This is a genomic window from Brevundimonas sp. FV1ye28 (assembly GCF_058681135.1).
This window is the reverse complement of sequence record NZ_CM178731.1, coordinates 1,090,954-1,108,256: the sequence shown is the minus strand read 5'-3', so window position 1 is coordinate 1,108,256 and position 17,303 is coordinate 1,090,954. Positions and strand designations below refer to the sequence as shown.

Below are 17,303 nucleotides of genomic sequence, written 5' to 3'. Positions count from 1 at the left end.
ACTCCATGCGGCGCCGGCCGGAACCTGGGGAGCAAAGACAGTTTGCCCGACCCGGTCGGGCCGAGGAGTTCACTATGCTTCGACGCACCTTCCTGACCGGCACGACGGCCGCCCTTGCAGTCGGTTCCGGTGGAGTGATTCCGGCGCTAGCCGCCCAGGCGGGGACCAAGGACACGGCGACGCTGGCTTTGCTGACCCCAGCCGCTGATGGATTGGTAGAAGCGGCACTCGCCTCATCGGGTGGACCAGGCTACGGCGGCGCGCGCGGCACGTTGCGCCAGATGCGCCGTCTGGTGACGCCCTTCATCTGGCCGGACTCACGCTATTTCGAGGATGAGACGCTGATAGCGCCGATCCAGACCTTGCTGGCGCGGGTCGAAGCGGCCCAGCATGACGACGGCACCTTCAGCGGCGGGAACCGCCACTCGCCGCCGGATTCCGCCTTCCTGATCGAGGACATGGCCACCGTGCTGGGCGCGCTCAAGACCAGCCGTCACGCCCTCAGTCTCGACGTCTCTGAGCGTCTCGTCGCCATGATGCGCAAGGCGGGTCCGGCTCTGCGCACGGGGGGCATCCACACCCCGAACCACCGCTGGGAACTGTCGGCGGCGCTGTACAAGATCGACAAGGTCGATCCACACCCCTCCTACCGCGCCCGCGTCGAAGAGTGGCTGGCCGAGGGCATCGATATAAACGCCGAAGGCTTCTACTCGGAGCAGAGTTCCAACTACGCCCAGGCCGTCAGCAATCCGTCCCTGCTGCGTCTGGCGCATATGCCTGGACATGAAGGTCTGCGCGCCCTGGTCCGTCGCAATCTGCAAGCCACCATCGACCTCTCCGAGCCCTTCTACGGCGACGTTGAAACGATCCTGTCGCGACGTCAGGACCAGGCCCAGACCACGCAGACCTTGCATCCCTACTACCTCCAGTTCCGCGAGTTGGCGCAGAGGGATAACGACGCCCGCTTCGCGGGTGTGGCGCGCTGGATCGAGCAGAATGACAGCAGCCAGCTCGGCGACGCCCTGACCAACATCATCGACGAGCCAGAACTCGCCCGCCCACTGCCGACGCCTGTGTCGCCGTTCGTCGATCTGCAGCGGCACTTCGAGACGGTGAACCTGGTGCGGGAACGCAGAGGGGAGATGACCGCCAGCTTCTTCGCCGGCAGCGACTGGTTCGCGGATGGCGAACCCTCGCCCTTCTACAACATGATCGGTTCCGGTCTGGCCACGAACCCGACCATCGCGCGGTTGTGGAAGGGCGGTCTGGTGATTGATGCGATCCGGATGACGCCGAATTTCTTCAGCATGGGACAGTGGCGGCCCTCAGCCGTCGCCGTGGAAGACAACGGCGTAGTACGGCTGACTGGCGAGATGCGGGTGCCATACTATTTGCCAATGCCTGCCCAGCGCCGCGATGCAGACGGTGCCTACGCCCTGAGCCGGTCGGTTGACGGCCGCTTCAACAGCTCACTCGATTTCAGCCATCGGCCCGCACAGTTCCGCGTGCTCAGGCTGAGCATGACGGCCACACCCGAAGCAACTGGCTACGGACTCCGGTTCGAGGCCGATGGCGAAGACGAGGTCGAGGTGTCGATCGAGATCACGCTGCGCGATGGCGGCCAACTCGAGGGAGGGACACCGCTCCCCGACGGCGGTGTGCACCTTGTCGAGGGGCAGGCGACCTACGTCGTGGGAGATGATCGACTGAACGTCGGTCCGGGGAATGGAGACACGCCCGTCATAATATCCTCGGGCGAACAATATTCTTGGGCGCGTGGGCAACTGACCCTTCCCGGCAAGCGGCTTTATGTCACCGGCCGGACTCCTTTGATCTACGACATGGTCCTGGCTTTCAGCTGATCCCGGCGTAGGCATCTGTTGGCGGGAGCATTTCAATCCCTCCCTGAAATTACAGCTTCAAAAGCCCGCTTCGCTTATCGCGGCGGCAGGCCGGTGGCGGTGCACCCAGTCATCTGACAAATCGTCTCCAGTTTTGATCGCTACGTTGCTGAGGTCTCGCCAGACACCTCCATATCGACTTAACTCACTTTCATAGTGAGATGAACTGAGTGGTGGTGACTATGGCGGCTCGCACTTTAAGGCCCCCTGGCGGTGCGGTGATGACGCCGCATCCGTTGGGCGACCTTCTCGACATCCAGGCGGCGCGGGATCCGGACCGGCCCGCGCTGACTTGTGATGGCGTAACGCTCTCTCGGCGAGAACTGGCGGAGCGGGTGAACCGCCGTGCCAGGATGCTCGCAGGGCTGGGCGTGCGTCAGGGCGACTTCATCGCGATCGTCTTACCTAACGGCGCGGCATTTCTTGAGATCGCCTACGCTGTCTGGGTTTTGGGCGCCACGCCTGCGCCGCTGTCCCACAAGTTGGCGGACGCAGAACTTGAGGCGATTCTGGACCTGCTCGAACCGCGTATCGTGGTGATTGAGGACGCGACCCGTTTGACGGCATGGCCAAACGTCAGCGCCGACTCCACCTATGATCCCGAGTGCGACCCGTCGCCCCTTCCGAGCGTCACTTCTCCCTGCCTCAAGGCCATCGCCAGCGGCGGCAGTACGGGGCGGCCCAAGGTGATTGTGGACAGCGCTCCAGCTTTGAACGACCCGGACATGCCGGTTCTGGCCATGCTGCCGGGCGACGTCGTCCTCAACCCTGGACCGCTCTATCACTCGGCACCGTTCGGCGTGAACGTGATGGCGCTGGGGTGGGGGATGCACGTCGTGATGACGCCCCGGTTCGATCCGGTCGAGACGTTGAGTCTCATCGAACGCCATCGCGTGACCTGGCTGTTTCAGGTGCCGACGATGATGCACCGGATCTGGACCTCGCCACAGCGGGAGAAGTTCGACATCTCGTCGCTACAGGCCGTTCTGCACATCGCGGCGCCCTGTCCGGCATGGCTGAAGCGGGCATGGATCGACTGGGTCGGTGTCGAGACAATCTGGGAGATCTACACCGGCACCGAATCCATGGGCGGGACGGCGATCAACGGTGCCGACTGGCTGGAGCGACCGGGATCGGTAGGGCGGGTCCTGCCGGGCTACAGCATGAAGGTGCTTGACGAGGAAGGGACAGAGTGTGCGCCGGGCCAGATCGGCGAGGTCTATTTCCTGCCGGACCGGGGGCAGGGAGCGACCTATCGCTACATCGGGGCCGAGGCCAGGACTTCTGGGCCCTGGGAGACGTTCGGCGACATGGGCTATGTCGATGAGGACGGGTTCTTGTTCCTGGCGGATCGGCGAGTAGACCTGATCGTTTCGGGCGGGGCGAACATCTATCCGGCCGAGGTGGAGGCGGCGATCGACGCCTTCCCCGGCGTCTTGTGCAGCGTCGTGATCGGCCTACCGGACGCAGACCTGGGCCAGCGGGCCCATGCTATCGTGCAAACCGACGCGGACTTGGACCAGGCGGCGCTGAACGCCTTCCTCGCAGAGCGTTTGGCACCGTTCAAGCGACCGCGGTCGTTGGAGGCGACGACTGAAATCCTTCGCGACGACGCCGGGAAGGTGCGCCGCCGTGCACTGCGCGAAGCTCGATTGGAGGCTCACTTGCGTAACGAGACTTAATCGCTAGCCAAGGCGTATCAGGATGGTATCGTAACGAAACGCACCGAGGCGAAAGCCTGTCGATTTGTCTGGAGGATGCCATGGGCATCGAACGCACCGGCGCAGGCCGAGCCGCCTTCAAGGTCAGCTTGACGACCGAGGACCACCCCTACATGTCCGGGGCCTGGACGCCCCAGCATCAGGAGCATGACGCCGAGGACATGCCGGTGATCGGCACGATCCCGAGCGACATTGACGGCGTCTATGTCCGCAACACCGAGAACCCGTTGCACGAGCCGATCGGCCGCTATCACCCGTTCGACGGCGACGGCATGCTGCACGTCATGGCGCTGCGCGACGGCAAGGCGACCTATCGCAACCGCTTCGTCCGCACCAAGGGGTTCGAGGCCGAACAGGAAGCCGGGCGCGCCTTGTGGGCCGGGCTGGCGGAGAATCCAGCCAAGTCCGAACGGCCGGGCTGGGGCGCGCACGGCGGCTTGAAGGACTCCTCGTCCACGGACGTGATCATCCATGCCGGTGCCATCCTGTCGACCTTCTACCAATGCGGGGAGGCTTACCGGATGGATCCCTACACGCTGGAGGCCCTGGGCACCGACGACTGGTGTCCGCCGGAGGGCATCTCGGCCCACCCCAAGGTGGACGAGAAGACCGGAGAGCTGATGTTCTTCAACTACTCCAAGACACCGCCCTACATGCACTACGGCGTTGTCGGGGCGGACAATGTGCTGAAGCATCTGACGCCCGTGACCCTGCCCGGGCCGCGTCTGCCGCACGACATGGCGTTCACGACGAACTATTCGATCCTGAACGACTTCCCGCTGTTCTGGGACCCGAACCTGCTGGAGCGGGGCGTGCATGTGTCGCGGTTCTATCCGGAGATGAAGACACGGTTCGGGATCATCCCGCGCTTCGGGACCGACGCCGAGGTGCGCTGGTTCGAGGCCGAGCCGACCTACGTTCTGCACTTCCTCAATGCCTGGGAGGACGGCGAGGCCATCGTCATGGACGGCTATTTCCAGCACGACCCGGTGCCGGAAACGAGCCCCGATGCCTGGCCTGGCCACGAGCGTTTGATGACTTTCCTGGATCAGGCGATGATCAAGCCCCGGCTGCACCGGTGGCGCTTTGATCTCGCGACCGGGGAGACGACCGAGACCCAGCTGGACGACCGGATTCTGGAGTTCGGCATCATCAACAACCAGTTCGCGGGCGTGAAGTATCGCTACGCCTACTCGGCCGTGTCCAAGCCCGGCTGGTTCCTGTTCACCGGCCTGGTCAAGCACGACATGGACACCGGCGAGAGCTGGACGATCGACTTCGGGCCTGAGCGCTACGGGTCCGAGCCCGGCTTCGCGCCGCGCGTCGGGGCGACCGAGGAGGACGACGGCTATCTCATCACATTCATCAGCGACCTGATCGAGGATCGATCGGAATGCGTGATCTATGACGCGCGCAAGCTGGCGGACGGGCCGGTATGCCGCATCATTCTGCCCGGCCGGATGTCCAGCGGGACCCATGCGACCTGGTCACAGGGCGAGACCATCCGCGCGTCTCAGGCGGAGCTGGGCCGGTGACCTATATCCTCGGCGGCTGGCAGTCGGACTTCTCGAAGAACTGGGCTCGCGAGGGGATGGAGATCGCCGACGGCTTCTCTGAGGCGCTGGACGAGGGTCTGGCCTCGGTCGCTCTTGAGCCGGGCGATATCGACGTCGGGCACGTGGGCAACTTCGTCGGCGACCTGTTCGCGGGCCAGGGACTGCTGGGCGGCTTCTTCGCCCAGTCGAACGCCGGGTTCGACGGTATGCCGACGTCGCGACACGAGGCGGCCTGTGCGTCGGGCAGCATCGCCATCCTCGCGGCCTGCGCGGACATCGAGTCCGGTCGGTACGGGACGGCAGCCGTCCTGGGGCTGGAGATGATGCGCAACGTTCCCGGTGTGGAGGCGGCCCGGCATCTGGGTGCGGCGGCCTGGACGGGGCATGAGTTCGAGGACGCGACCTATGTTTGGCCGCGCGCCTTCTCTGACCTGACGGACGAGTACGACGCCCGCTACGGCATTGACGAGCGACATTTGCGCCGGATTTCCGAGATCAATTTCAGCAACGCCAAGACTAATCCGAACGCCCAGACGCGGAGCTGGGGCTTCACCAACCTGAGCTTCACCGACGACGACGAGGCCAATCCGGTGGTCGAAGGGAGGGTGCGCAAGACCGACTGCGGCCAAGTCACGGACGGGTCGGCGATGATCGTTCTGGCCTCGCCGGAGCGGGCGGCTGAGTACGCGAAACGCCGGGGCGTGCCTCTGGAAAGCCTGCCGCGCATCAAGGGCTGGGGTCACCGTTCGGCGCCGATCCGCTATCGCACCAAGGTCGAGGCCAGTGCGTCGGACGCCTACGTCTTCCCGCAGGTGAAACGGGCCATCGACGATGCCCGCACTCGCGCGGGCGTCGATCTGGGCGGCATCGACGCGGTGGAGACGCACGATTGTTTCTCCATGACCGAATACATGGCCATCGACCATCTGGGGCTGACGGCTCCGGGCGAGAGCTGGAAGGCCATCGAGGCGGGCGACATCGAGATCGGCGGGAAACTGCCCATCAATCCGTCGGGAGGCCTGATCGGCTGCGGCCACCCCGTCGGGGCGACCGGGGTGCGGATGGCGCTGGACGCCTTCCGACAGACCACGGGCACGGCGGCCGACAATCAGGTCGAAGCGGCGAAGACCGTCCAGACGCTGAACATCGGCGGATCCACGACCACGACCGTCAGCCTGGTGATCGGAGTCTAGCCCAGACGTTCGACCACCATGGCGGCGCCAACGCCCTGCGCGCCCGCCGCGACGACGAGGCCGTAGCGGCCCTTGCAGGCGTCCAGCGCGTCGAGCAGGGACGACAGCAGGATGGCACCGGTCGCGCCCATCGGATGTCCCTTGGCCAGGTGACCGCCGCCGACGTTGACGCGGTCGGGCGTCACGTCACGCGTCTTGAGGAACAGGGCGATGGTGACGGCGAAGGCTTCCATGAACTCGATCCGGTCCATGTCGGCGAGCGCCAGTCCCGCTTGGGCCAAAGCCTTGTCCATGGCGGTGAAGCCGGCCGTCAGGGAGGCCTCGGGATCGCCGCCGGCCTCGACATAGGCAACGATTCTGGCGCGGGCTCCGTCAGCCTTGGCCGAGATGAGGGCGAGCCCTGCGCCGTCACTCATCGGCGGGACGTGGGCGACGGTGTGACGGTGGTCGAGGGCGCGGCCACCCAGAGCATCGGCATACTGTGCAGCCAGTGGTCCAAAAGCAGCCGGGACAGCGGAGAGGGATTCAGCGGTCGTGGAGGCTCGAGCGGCCTCGTCGGTCGTGAGCCCGTTCAGCGAAATGCGGGAGGCGGTAAGGGCGGTGCCCTCAGCTGCCGCCGTGCGCTGCTGCGAGGTCAGGGCGGCGGCGTCCATCTCCTCGCGCGTTATGTCCAGGTCTTCGGCCAGCCGGTCGGCGGCCACGGCCACGGGGATGTAGCGGATGCGGTTCGGGAAGCTGGCGTCCTCGTAGTAGTCGGCCTTGTCCGCCATGAAAGGCACGCGCGACATCATCTCGACCCCGCCCGCAAGCGCCGAAGCGACCGTGCCCGTCTCGACCATCCGCGCCGCCTGTCCGATCGCGGTCAGACCCGAGACGCAAAAGTTGTTCAGGCTGAAGGCGAAGGCCTCATCGGGCAGCCCCGCGTGCATCTTGGCGACCAAGGCGACGTTGGCACCTTGGGCTCCGACCTGTCCCACGGCGCCGAGGATCAGTCCCTCGGCTTGGCGTGCGGTGCCGTCGTTGCGGTCGTCGAGCGCGTCGATTAGCCCGGCCACCAACTCATGCGGCTTCATCGAGGCCAAGCCGCCGTCGGGGCGGGCCTTGCCACGCGGGGAGCGGACGGCGTCCTGGATATAGGCGGGCATGGCGGTTCCGATCAGGCGGTGGTGGCGACGACGCCGGGCGGGACGGGCGTCTCGTACAGACGGTCCACATCGGCAGAGCGGCGATCGAGGACGGCGCGGCGATTGATGCTGCCCTTGTCGGAGACTTCGTGGGCGTTCGGGTCGGGCGGGGTCAACAACAGGGACAGGCGCTCGATCCGGCGGCTGGTGCCCGAGACGCTGCGATTGTACGCGTCCAGGCGCGCCTGCAGGGCCTCAGCGAGGGCACCGGACTCAAGAGTCTCGGCGAGCGGCAGGCCCAGCTCGGACTTTACGCCATCGGGCGATGGCCAGGCGAGGACGCAGAGACAGGGGCGGTTGTCGTCGGCCAGAACCAGCTCGGTCACCAGCGGCGACAGGGCGCGCAGAGCAGTCTCGCGCATCTCTCCACCGGAGACCCATGCGCCGGTTGCGAGCTTGAATTCTTCCGCGAGACGCCCGGCGAAGGCGAGGCCGCGATCGGGATCCTGAGGGTCGATGAAACGGGCCAGGTCGCCGGTGCGGTAGAAGCCTTCCTCGTCGAAGGCGGCGGCGCTGCGTTCGGGGTCGTCGTGATATCCGGAGGTGATCGTCGCACCCTTGACCCGCAGCTCATAGCGTTCGCCGTTGGGCGCCAGCTTGATGGTCGGGCCAGGCAGGGGCAGGCCGAGGCCCACGGTCTCTGTGTAGTCGTAGATGGCCATGAAACCGGACGTGGTCTCGGTTGCGCCATAGCCGGAAATCATCAGGATGCGGTGGCCGGTGTGCTCGATGGCCATCTTCTGCAGCCGGTCAGACAGGGCCTGGGACAGGGCCGCGCCACCGTAGAGCATCAGCCGCAACTCGGAGAAGAACATCGTCTGGAAGGCCGGATCGGCCTCCAGCGCATCGACCAGCAGGGCGAACCCCATGGGGACGTTGACGTAGTAGCGGACCGGCCGCTCCTTCAGGTTTCGCACCGACAGATCGAACAGGCCGGGGATCGGCTTGCCGTCGTCAAGATACATGTGGCCGCCGGTGAGCAGGACAGCGCGCAGGATCCCGGCGCCCGCCGCATGGTGCCACGGCATCCAGTTCAGCACCTCCTCGGTCCAGGCCAGACTGGTCAGCTGTAGATTGGCGGCGTTGTTGGCGGCGATGTTGGCGAGCGACGTCGGCACCGCCTTGGGCAGGCCGGTCGAGCCGGAAGTCAGCAGGAACTGGACCGTGCCGGCCGAGGTCAGGCCTTCGATCCGTTCGGCGACGGCGGGCGTGGTCGGGGTGGCGAGGACCTCGGCCAGCGGGATCGACGGATAGGTCAGGGCCTCGGGCGTGCCGGTGATGATCGTGACCCCGGACATGTCCAGAGCGTTCAGCCCGGTGGCCAACAAACGGGCGTCCTCGACGAACAGGACCGTTGGCTTCAATAGCTTCAGCACGTGCTTCAGCCGCGCCAGGTCGCCCCCCATCAAGGCCAGTTGGGGACTGACCGGGGCGCTGGGGACGCCGACCGCCATCGTGCCGAAGATGAATGCGGCCATGGCGACCGAATTGGCCCCCATCATGAGCACGGGGCCGGACGTCGGGTGGTCGATCAACCACTGGGAGACCGCGTCGCATTGCCGCTTCAGCTCACCATGGCTGGCGGTGCGCCAGTCGCCCGTGCCGCCATCGCGCCGTGACAGGGCCGGCATGTCAGGCTGGGCCGCCGCCACCTCGGCGAGGCGGCGGGGCAGATTCCAGTCGTGGTCGGCCAGGGGCACGCGCGACGTGATCAGGATTGTGCCGTCATCTCGCCGTTCCACCTCCAGGTCGATCGGCAGCAGTTGCGCGTCGCGATAGGGGGCTTCGGCGATCCGGTCGGTCATGAGGCTCAGTGCTCCGCGATCCGCTTGGGCGGCATCGGAACGAAGCCGCTGGTGCGCGCAATGTAGGCTTCATAATCGGGGCGTGTCTTGCGCATGCGGTTCTCGGTCGTCGGCGCGCCCGACCACTTCATCAAGGTCCACGTCAGCAGGGCCGGTCCGACGACGGCGAACAGGCCGGGCGTCGTCTCGGCGGCGATCAGCCACAGGCCCCACCAGGCGCAGGCATCGCCGAAATAGTTGGGGTGACGGGTGTAGCGCCACAGGCCGGTGTCCAGCACCTGTCCGGCCTTGGACGGATCCTTGCGGAAGCGGGTCAGCTGCCAGTCGCCGATGCTCTCGAAGGTGACGCCGAAGACGGTCAGGGCCGCGCCGATCCAGGAGACGACGCCGACTGGCGGCTGGCCGGCGATCTGGCCCAACTGGACCGGCAGACAGACGATGAACAGCAGCGGCGCCTGGGTCAGGAAGACCATGGTCAGGGAGGCGCGGGCGAAGCTTAGGCCCTGTTTCGCCTCGGCCCGGCCGAGCAGGGACTTGTAGCGGCGATCCGGCCCGTGGTCTGCCCAGCGCCACAGCATGTAGCCGCCCAGCCTTACGCCCCACAGAGCGCAGAGACCGACCAGAAGCGCCTTGCGTGTCGGATCCCCGTCGGGAGTCGTGAACCAGGTGGCGATGGCCACGATGACCATGTTCAGCGCCCAGAAGGCGTCGACATAGGTCACGTCGCGGATCTTCAGACCGACAAGCCACAGGGCGATCATTAGGGCGAAGACGACGACCGCATTGGTCGCCAGCAGGATCAGAATGTCTTGTAGCATGGTGCTCCCCTCAGCGGCCGGTCGAGATGGTGGTGGCGGTCAGTTGTCGCGCCATGGCGCGTTCCAGCGCCTTGGGGTCGCGGGCCATGGCGGCGCGGACCTCAACCGACATGCGGTCGGTATCAACCTCGTCCTGACCTCTGCGAATGGCGGTCAGGCCGACGGCGGCGATGTCCGACGGCTTCTCCTTGGCGCCCGCGACATGGGCCGACATCCGGGTCTCGACCGAGCCGACGATCAGGGCCGATACGCTGGTGCCCTGACCCGCTAGTTCGGCGCGCATGTTGGTGCTGGCGGCGCGGGCGGCGAATTTCGACGGGCTATATCCGCCCATGACCGGGGCCGCGAGAATGCCGCCCGTGGACAGGACATTGACGATGGCCGAGCGGCCGTCGCGACCGTTGACCTTCAGGATCGGCGCGAAGGCGCGGCACAGACCGACGACGCCGAAATAGTTGACCTCCATCTCCTCGCGCATCGAGGCCATGTCGGGCGCCGTCATCAGCGTCAGGCCGTTGAAGGCGCCGGCGTTGTTGATCAGGATCGACACGTCGCCGCAGGTCTGCGAGGCCGCCTTGATCTGTTCGGGTTTTGAGACGTCCAAGGCTACGGCCACGGCGCGGCCGGGGTAGGCTGCCTCCAGATGGGCGGCGGCCGAAGCATCGCGCGAGCCGACCCAGACCTTGGCGGCACCGGCTTCCAGCAGGGCGATGACGAAGGCCTCGCCGATGCCACGGTTGCCGCCGGTCACCAGGGCGACAGCGCCCTCGATGATCATGCCGCTCATGCGGTCACCTGATAGAGGATGTCGTCGGGCTTCTTGGCACCGCGCACCAGGCTGGACGGGTCGGCGGTGATCAGGCCGCGCGCCCAGGTCTCGCGCATTGGCATCTCGTGATGCCATTCCCAGGTCAGGCGCCGGGCTGCAATCTTCCATTCGCCGTCGCGCTTCTCGAAATTGTCGATGGCCCGGGCGAGGGTGAGGGTGTCGAACTCCTCTCCGTCCTTCTTCATGCGCACGAAGGTCAGGAGATAGCTTTCGACCAGAGCCTTGTCGGAGCCTTGCAACTCGATCAGCAGGTTGGTGCCGCAGTGGGTCATGATGCCGGAGCGAGGCAGGATCTTGCGCAGGCCGGCGACGTAGTCTGCCGCTGTGCCCCTGAATGTGCCGCCATGATCCTCGGTCGCGTCGTCATGATAGGCGGCGGCGATCAGGTCGGCGTCGCCACGGTCGGCCCCGCGCGTGTAGCGGGTCAGGACCTCGGCGATGGCCTGTTTGTCCAGCAGGGCCTGTATCTCGGGGGGATGAGCCATGGTGTGTGTCCTCGGATCGGCGGCGGTCAGCCGGCCAGGATGACGTCGGTGTCGGGGGTGTCGGAGTAGAGCCTGTCCAGATCGGCGGCGCGGCGGTCGACGATGGTGCGGCGGTTGAGGGTGCCCTTGTCGGAAATCTCGTGGGCGTTGGGGTCGGCGGGCGTCTTCATCAGCAGGGCGCGCTGGACGCGGCCGCTCGAGCCGCCCTGAGACCTGTTGAAATGGCCCAGAGCCTCGGCGAGGGCGGCATTCAACACTGCGGCATCGGTCTCGCGCGCCCTGGCGGAGGGCCAGACGAGGGCGGTCAGGAAGGGGCGGTCGTCGTCGCACAGGACGAGGTCGGTTACCCAAGGCGACAGGGCCTTTAGCAGGCCCTCGCGCAAGGCACCGCCGTGGACGAAAACGCCGCTCGCCAGCTTGAACTCGTCCGCCGTCCGGCCGGCGAAGACCAGGCCGCGCTCCGGCGTCTCCGGATCGTGGAACCGTGCCATGTCGCCCATGCTGTAGAAGCCTTCGTCGTCGAAGACCTCAGCGGTGCGGGTAGGGTTCTTGTGATAGCCGCGCGCCACGTTCGGGCCCTTGGCGCGCACCTCGTACCGACCATCGCCACAGGGGACCAGTTTCACAGTCGCGCCGGGAGAGGGCAGGCCGATGCCGACCTCGTCGGTGTCGAAATGGATCAGCATGAAGGCCGAGACCGTCTCGGTGGAGCCATAGCCGGTGGTCAGGCGGATGCGGTGGCCAGTCTCGGCGACGGCCATGGCCTGAAGCCGGTCGTATACGGGCTGGGACAGGCCCGCACCGCCGTAAAGCATGACGCGCAGTTTCGAGAAAAAGGTCTTGCGCAGGGCCGGATCGACTTCCAGCGCATCGGCCAGCAGGGCATAGCCGAGCGGGACGTTGTTGAAGAAGCTGACGGGGATCTCGCGCAGGTTCTTGAGGGTCTCGTCGAATAGGCCGGGTGCAGGCTTGCCGTCGTCGATGTAGAGGACGCCGCCCTTCAGTAGGGTGGTACGGAGCACAAATGCGCCCGCCGCGTGGTGCCAGGGCAGCCAGTCCAGCATGGCCTCGCGCCAGCCCGCCTCGCGTCCGATGGCCTGGAAGCACTGGGCGGAGTTGGAGGCCAGGTTGTCGAGGGTGATGCCGACGACCTTGGGCATGCCTGTCGAGCCGGAGGTCAGCATCATGGCCGCGACCGCATCAGTGTCCAGCTGCGCGATGGAGCGGGCGACGGCCTCGGTCGGCTGAGTTGAAAGAACGGTATCGAGAGAGGTTGCGGGGATCGTCAGCAGGGCAGGATCGGCTGTGATGATGCGGGCGTCGGCCCAGTCCAGCGTCTCGAGCGCGGCCCTGAGCAGGAGGGTATCCTCGGCCACGACGATGGCCGGCTCGGTCAGGTCCACGACATGCTTCAGGCGCCCGAAGTCGCCGCCGAGAGCACCGTACTGGACGCTGACCGGGCAGACGGGAACGCCTGCCGCATAGGAGGCGAACAGCGCCACGGCGAAGGTCGGGGTGTTGGCCGCCAGCAGCATGACCGACCGCCCAGCCGGGATATTCTGGTCCAGAAGCCACTGGGCGAAGGAGTCGATGCGGCCCTTCAGTTCGTCATACTCGATCGTCGTCCACTGGCGGTCCGGACCCTCCCGGAAGCGCAGGGCGGGCTGATCGGCTTTCATCGCCGCGACCTCGGCGAAGGCGGCGGGGATGTTTGATTCATACGCGTCCAGCGGCCGGCGCGACCGCATGAGGATGACGCCGTCAGGGCGGCGCTCGATGTCCAGATCGACATCGAGAAACCCTGCGGGACGGAACGGAGCCCGCGCCCTGTCTGGATGCAGCCGGTCGTCGGCCATGTTGTCCTCCCGGGCGCATCATTAGCGCGCGCCTTGATAGTCTCGTTATGAAAGTAACTGGATCGCGGCGCGATGCAAGGGGTGTCTTGCTTAGTGAGACGGACTTGTCAGGCTCGAAAAAGCGAGTATCGTCAGTCTCACTATAAAAGTGACACTAAGTCACACATAGGGATGGGAAACACATGAGGAAGTCAGCCTTGGCGCGCAGTTGCGCCGTAATCGCGCTTACCATCGGGGCACTCCAGTCCGGCACCGCCATGGCCCAGACGGCTCCAGCCCAGACGCCGGCCGCAGAGCAGGACCGGACCGACCGGATCGACGACATCGTGGTCACGGCGCAGCGTCGCGACCAGGGCCTGTCCGAGGTGCCGATCTCGATCACCGCGCTGGACGGCGAAGGCCTTGAACGCCAGGGCATCACCAAGATCGACAGCCTGTTCGCCGTCACCCCGGCTCTCAGCTACCAGGGCTCCCAGTCCTCGGCCGGCTCCGGTCTTCGGGTGCGGGGCGTGGGCTCAGCCGCCTTCAACGCCGGGACCGAGCAGAGCGTCTCGACCATCATCGACGGGGTCGTGACTGGGCCTGCCGCATCGGGTTTGTCGGACCTGTTCGACGTCCAGCGCGTCGAGGTCCTGCGCGGGCCGCAAGGCACCCTGTTCGGTAAGAACGCGTCGGCCGGTGCCATCAACGTCGTCAGCAATGCCCCAGAGGACGTGTTCGGCGGCTATGGCATCGTCCGCTACGGCGAGGCGATGGAGGAAATCCGCGTCGAGGGTGCCGTGACCGGGCCGATCGGTGAGAACACCTCGGTTCGTCTGGCGGGCTTTTATTTGGACCAGAACGAAGGCTGGACCACCAACGCCATCCGCGGCGGAACCGAAGACGTTCGCAACCGCTGGGGCGCCCGCTTCCACGTCAATAATGAAAGTGGTCCGCTGACGACCGACTTCATCTACACCTACGAACAACGCGACGACGACTGCTGCACCCGCACCTTCTCTGGGCTGGAAGCGGTCCGCGGCGGGCTGACGAACACCTTCCTGATCCCGCGCCTGACAGCCAACGGCCTGACGCCCAGCCCGGACAACCGGGTCTCGATCTCCGAACAGGGCGTCGAGGAGAAGATGCGCAGCGACTACGCCGTCCTGACCCTGGCCTACCAGCTCAGCGGCGGTCAGACGATCAAGTCGATCACCGGCGCTCGCAAATGGGAGCAGTACGAGTTCAACGACGGCGACCGCATCGACATCGACGTCGGTAGCTTCGCGATCCAGCGCCGCGACCTGGATCTGTTCACCCAGGAACTGCAGCTGCTATCGGCGCCCGAGTCGCGCCTGCAGTATGTTCTCGGCCTGTATTTCTACGACCAGGACCTGCATGAGTTCACCTCCACCAAGGGCGGCAGCAATACGCCGTTCGGACTGGGCGAGACGACGGTGCCTTTGGACGTCGCGGTCCGAAATATGGCTGTCTACGCGGACGCCACCTATGACCTGACCGACCAGTGGCAGGTGTTCGGCGGAGCGCGTCTTCTGAAGGAGGAAGTTGAGGCGTCAGGCACGCGGTCAGGTAACTTCTTCGCCTTCCCCGGCACATTCCGGTCGTCCGTCTCGGACGACGACACCAACTGGGTGGGGCGGTTCGGTGCTCGCTACATCCTGAACGATGCCATGTCATTCTACGGATCGGTGTCACGCGGCTACAAGGGCAAGGCGGTGGATGTGTCCATCAGCTCGCCCTTCTTCCTCAGCACGAACCCGCAGTCGGCGGTGCTTCGTCCAGAGACGGTGCTGAACTTCGAGCTCGGCGCGAGGACGCGGTTCAACGACGGGCGGTTCGTCCTGAACGGCACCCTGTTCCACAGCGACTTCACGGACTTCCAGGCCAGTCAGTTCGATGGCACCACCGCCGCCTTCATCCTGCGCAACGCCGGCAAGGTCAGGACGCAGGGACTCGAAGTCGACTTCAAATCTATCCCGTGGGACGGCGGCACCCTGATGGGAGGGTTCTCGTTCGTCGACGCCGTGTTCGACGAGTACAAGGGGGCACCCTGTACCGTGCCCTCGACGCTCGCGCGGACCTGTCTGCCGACCGTGGGGCAGGACCTGTCGGGCAAGCAGGTCAATGCCTCGCCCCGCTATCAGTTCAACGTCTCGTACCGGCATGATTTCGACTTCGGTCAGAACGACACCTTCTACGTCCAGGGCGAGTATTCCTGGCGTGATGACGTGACGTTCGGCGGCGACCTTAACCCCGCCACGATGCAGCCCGCCTATGGCGTCGCAAACTTCCGCGCCGGGGTCCGTCTGGACGACCGGTACGAACTGGTGGCCTTCGCCGAGAACGCGTTCGACGAGACCTACGCCTTCCGCATCATCGATGCGGTTCTGTGGTCCGGGGCCTACCAGACCTATCTGGCACCGGGCCGCACCGTCGGCATCGAGCTTCGCGCCGACTTCTGAAGGAGGGGCCGAAAGGCCTCCCCAGCCTGCATTCCTGACAACTGAAAGCCCCCGCGATCTGATCGCGGGGGCTCTTTTGTGTAGAAGACGCCGCGACCGAAACCGCAGGCCGGTCTCAAGCCGGAAGTGTCCTCAGGTAACTGCGGCTGCCCAGGTGCATCAGGAAAGCCGAGACCGGGGCAGCGATCAGCCCGACCACGGCGATGGACCAGCCCACGGCAGCAGGGTCGCCGAACAGCCTGTCCGTCAACAGAGCTACAGAGATCGGACCGACGCTGAGCCCGATGATGCTGACGACCAGATAGTAGGTGGCCGACGCGCGACCGCGCAGGGCGGCGGGCGTGGCATCCTGAAGCGCGGCCAAGACCACGCCGCCGGGCAGGGAGAAGGACACCAGCGCCACCGAGAAGACCGTCAGTGAGAGGCCAGCGCTCGGCATGGCCACGGCCGCCAGCAGCAAAGGCGCGGTTAGTATCATGCCTGCGACCGCGACGCGGAAGTTGGCCAGCTTCATGCCGCCGCGCGACAGCTTGCCGGCGATCAGGCCGCCGACGATGGGCCCCGCACCCGCGAAGACGAGCACGACCAGGCCGTACTGCAGGCCCACCTCCGCTGGGGTCATCCCATACTTACGCATGAAGAAGGCCGGAGCCCAGGACAGCACGCCGTAGACCAACGCAGTGTAGATGGCGCAGGCGGCGTAGTGGGGCAGATAGAAGCCGCGTTGCTCCTTCAGCCGGGTCAGAAAGGGCTGCTCAGCGATGCCGGTAGCCGCGACGGCCGCCTTGCTCGCGTCCAGCCCTCGACGACCGGGCTCGTGGATGGTGAACATCAGGACCGCCAGGATCAATCCGGGAAGGCCGACCAGAACGAAGGCGGCCTGCCAGGGGCGCAAGGCGCCGAAGACGGGCAGGGTGATAGTCTCGGCCGTAGCGACGAGGGCGATCACTGCCCCGCCGATGACCAGGGCCAGACCGGCGCCGACGGCAGAGGCTGCCGAATAGACCGCGATCGGCAGGGCGCGCTTCTCGGGCGGGAACAGGTCGCTGATCAAGGACAGGGCGGCGGGCGACAGGGCCGCTTCACCGACACCCACGCCCATCCGCGCCAAGAACAGCTGCCAGAAATTCTGGGCAAGGCCGCACAGAGCTGTCGCCGCGCACCAGAAGGTGATCCCCGCCGCGATCAGAGACCGGCGCGGCACCCGGTCAGCTGCCCAGCCGAGGGGCAGGCCCATGATGGCGTAGAAGATGCCGAATGCGAGGCCCTGCAACAGGGAAATCTCGGTGTCACTGAGATTCAAATCCGACTTGATGGGGTCGATCAGCAGGCTGATGATCGTCCGGTCCACGAACGAGACCGTATAGGCCAAGGTCAGGATGGTGACGGCCCACCATCCGAGCGCCGGCCACGCCCACGGCTTCAGGTCCGCGCGGCTGGGGGCCGCGCCGGTGTCAGCGGACTCGCTCATGCGATCCAGTCCTTCGATTTGA

12 protein-coding genes are annotated in these 17,303 nt (G+C 66.0%); 5 read left to right on the top strand and 7 right to left on the bottom strand.

The window, feature by feature from the left end; translation table 11 throughout:
- The first annotated feature begins 5 nt into the window (after nucleotides 1–5).
- The 4 genes from ACW171_RS05550 to ACW171_RS05535 all read left to right on the top strand — a co-directional run bounded on the left by ACW171_RS05550 (nucleotide 6) and on the right by ACW171_RS05535 (nucleotide 6,371).
- The gene (locus ACW171_RS05550; RefSeq protein WP_492096096.1) at nucleotides 6–1,862 is read left to right on the top strand and encodes a hypothetical protein; all 1,857 of its coding nucleotides are present in this window, start codon (nucleotides 6–8) and stop codon (nucleotides 1,860–1,862) included.
- A gap of 260 nt (nucleotides 1,863–2,122) precedes the next feature.
- Nucleotides 2,123–3,583, top strand: coding sequence for an AMP-binding protein (locus ACW171_RS05545; RefSeq protein WP_492096095.1), 1,461 nt, complete (start codon nucleotides 2,123–2,125; stop codon nucleotides 3,581–3,583).
- Nucleotides 3,584–3,663: 80 nt separating this feature from the next.
- Nucleotides 3,664–5,157: a carotenoid oxygenase family protein gene (locus ACW171_RS05540; protein WP_492096094.1), complete on the top strand. Its 1,494-nt coding sequence runs from the start codon at nucleotides 3,664–3,666 to the stop codon at nucleotides 5,155–5,157.
- The gene (locus ACW171_RS05535) at nucleotides 5,154–6,371 is read left to right on the top strand and encodes an acetyl-CoA acetyltransferase (protein ID WP_492096093.1); all 1,218 of its coding nucleotides are present in this window, start codon (nucleotides 5,154–5,156) and stop codon (nucleotides 6,369–6,371) included. Before ACW171_RS05540 ends, ACW171_RS05535 begins: the two co-directional genes overlap by 4 nt.
- Here the strand turns inward: ACW171_RS05535 and ACW171_RS05530 are convergent.
- From ACW171_RS05530 to ACW171_RS05505, 6 genes are read right to left on the bottom strand one after another with little or no spacing between them, the layout of a single operon-like run.
- The gene (locus ACW171_RS05530) at nucleotides 6,368–7,516 is read right to left on the bottom strand and encodes a thiolase family protein (protein ID WP_492096092.1); all 1,149 of its coding nucleotides are present in this window, start codon (nucleotides 7,514–7,516) and stop codon (nucleotides 6,368–6,370) included. The two genes, ACW171_RS05535 and ACW171_RS05530, sit on opposite strands and share 4 nt — an antisense overlap.
- A gap of 11 nt (nucleotides 7,517–7,527) precedes the next feature.
- Nucleotides 7,528–9,360, bottom strand: coding sequence for an AMP-binding protein (locus ACW171_RS05525; protein ID WP_492096091.1), 1,833 nt, complete (start codon nucleotides 9,358–9,360; stop codon nucleotides 7,528–7,530).
- 5 nt (nucleotides 9,361–9,365) lie between these two features.
- Nucleotides 9,366–10,178: a DUF1295 domain-containing protein gene (locus tag ACW171_RS05520; RefSeq protein ID WP_492096090.1), complete on the bottom strand. Its 813-nt coding sequence runs from the start codon at nucleotides 10,176–10,178 to the stop codon at nucleotides 9,366–9,368.
- Nucleotides 10,179–10,188: 10 nt separating this feature from the next.
- On the bottom strand, nucleotides 10,189–10,965 hold the full coding sequence (locus ACW171_RS05515) for an SDR family oxidoreductase (protein ID WP_492096089.1): 777 nt from the start codon (nucleotides 10,963–10,965) through the stop codon (nucleotides 10,189–10,191).
- A complete protein-coding gene (locus ACW171_RS05510) occupies nucleotides 10,962–11,492 on the bottom strand; it encodes a nuclear transport factor 2 family protein (RefSeq protein ID WP_492096088.1) in 531 nt (176 codons plus the stop codon). The genes ACW171_RS05515 and ACW171_RS05510 overlap by 4 nt, the downstream gene beginning before the upstream one ends.
- A gap of 26 nt (nucleotides 11,493–11,518) precedes the next feature.
- Entirely contained in the window at nucleotides 11,519–13,348 is a 1,830-nt protein-coding gene (locus tag ACW171_RS05505) for an AMP-binding protein (RefSeq protein ID WP_492096087.1), read from the bottom strand.
- A 182-nt stretch (nucleotides 13,349–13,530) separates the two neighbouring features.
- On the opposite strand from ACW171_RS05505, the gene ACW171_RS05500 reads away from it, so the two are divergent.
- Nucleotides 13,531–15,810 (top strand): TonB-dependent receptor, encoded by a 2,280-nt coding sequence (locus tag ACW171_RS05500; RefSeq protein WP_492096086.1) that lies wholly within the window; start codon nucleotides 13,531–13,533, stop codon nucleotides 15,808–15,810.
- A 115-nt stretch (nucleotides 15,811–15,925) separates the two neighbouring features.
- On the opposite strand, the gene ACW171_RS05495 is transcribed toward ACW171_RS05500, so the two are convergent.
- Complete coding sequence (locus ACW171_RS05495) at nucleotides 15,926–17,281, bottom strand: spinster family MFS transporter (RefSeq protein WP_492096085.1); 1,356 nt, start codon at nucleotides 17,279–17,281, stop codon at nucleotides 15,926–15,928.
- Nucleotides 17,282–17,303: the final 22 nt, after the last annotated feature.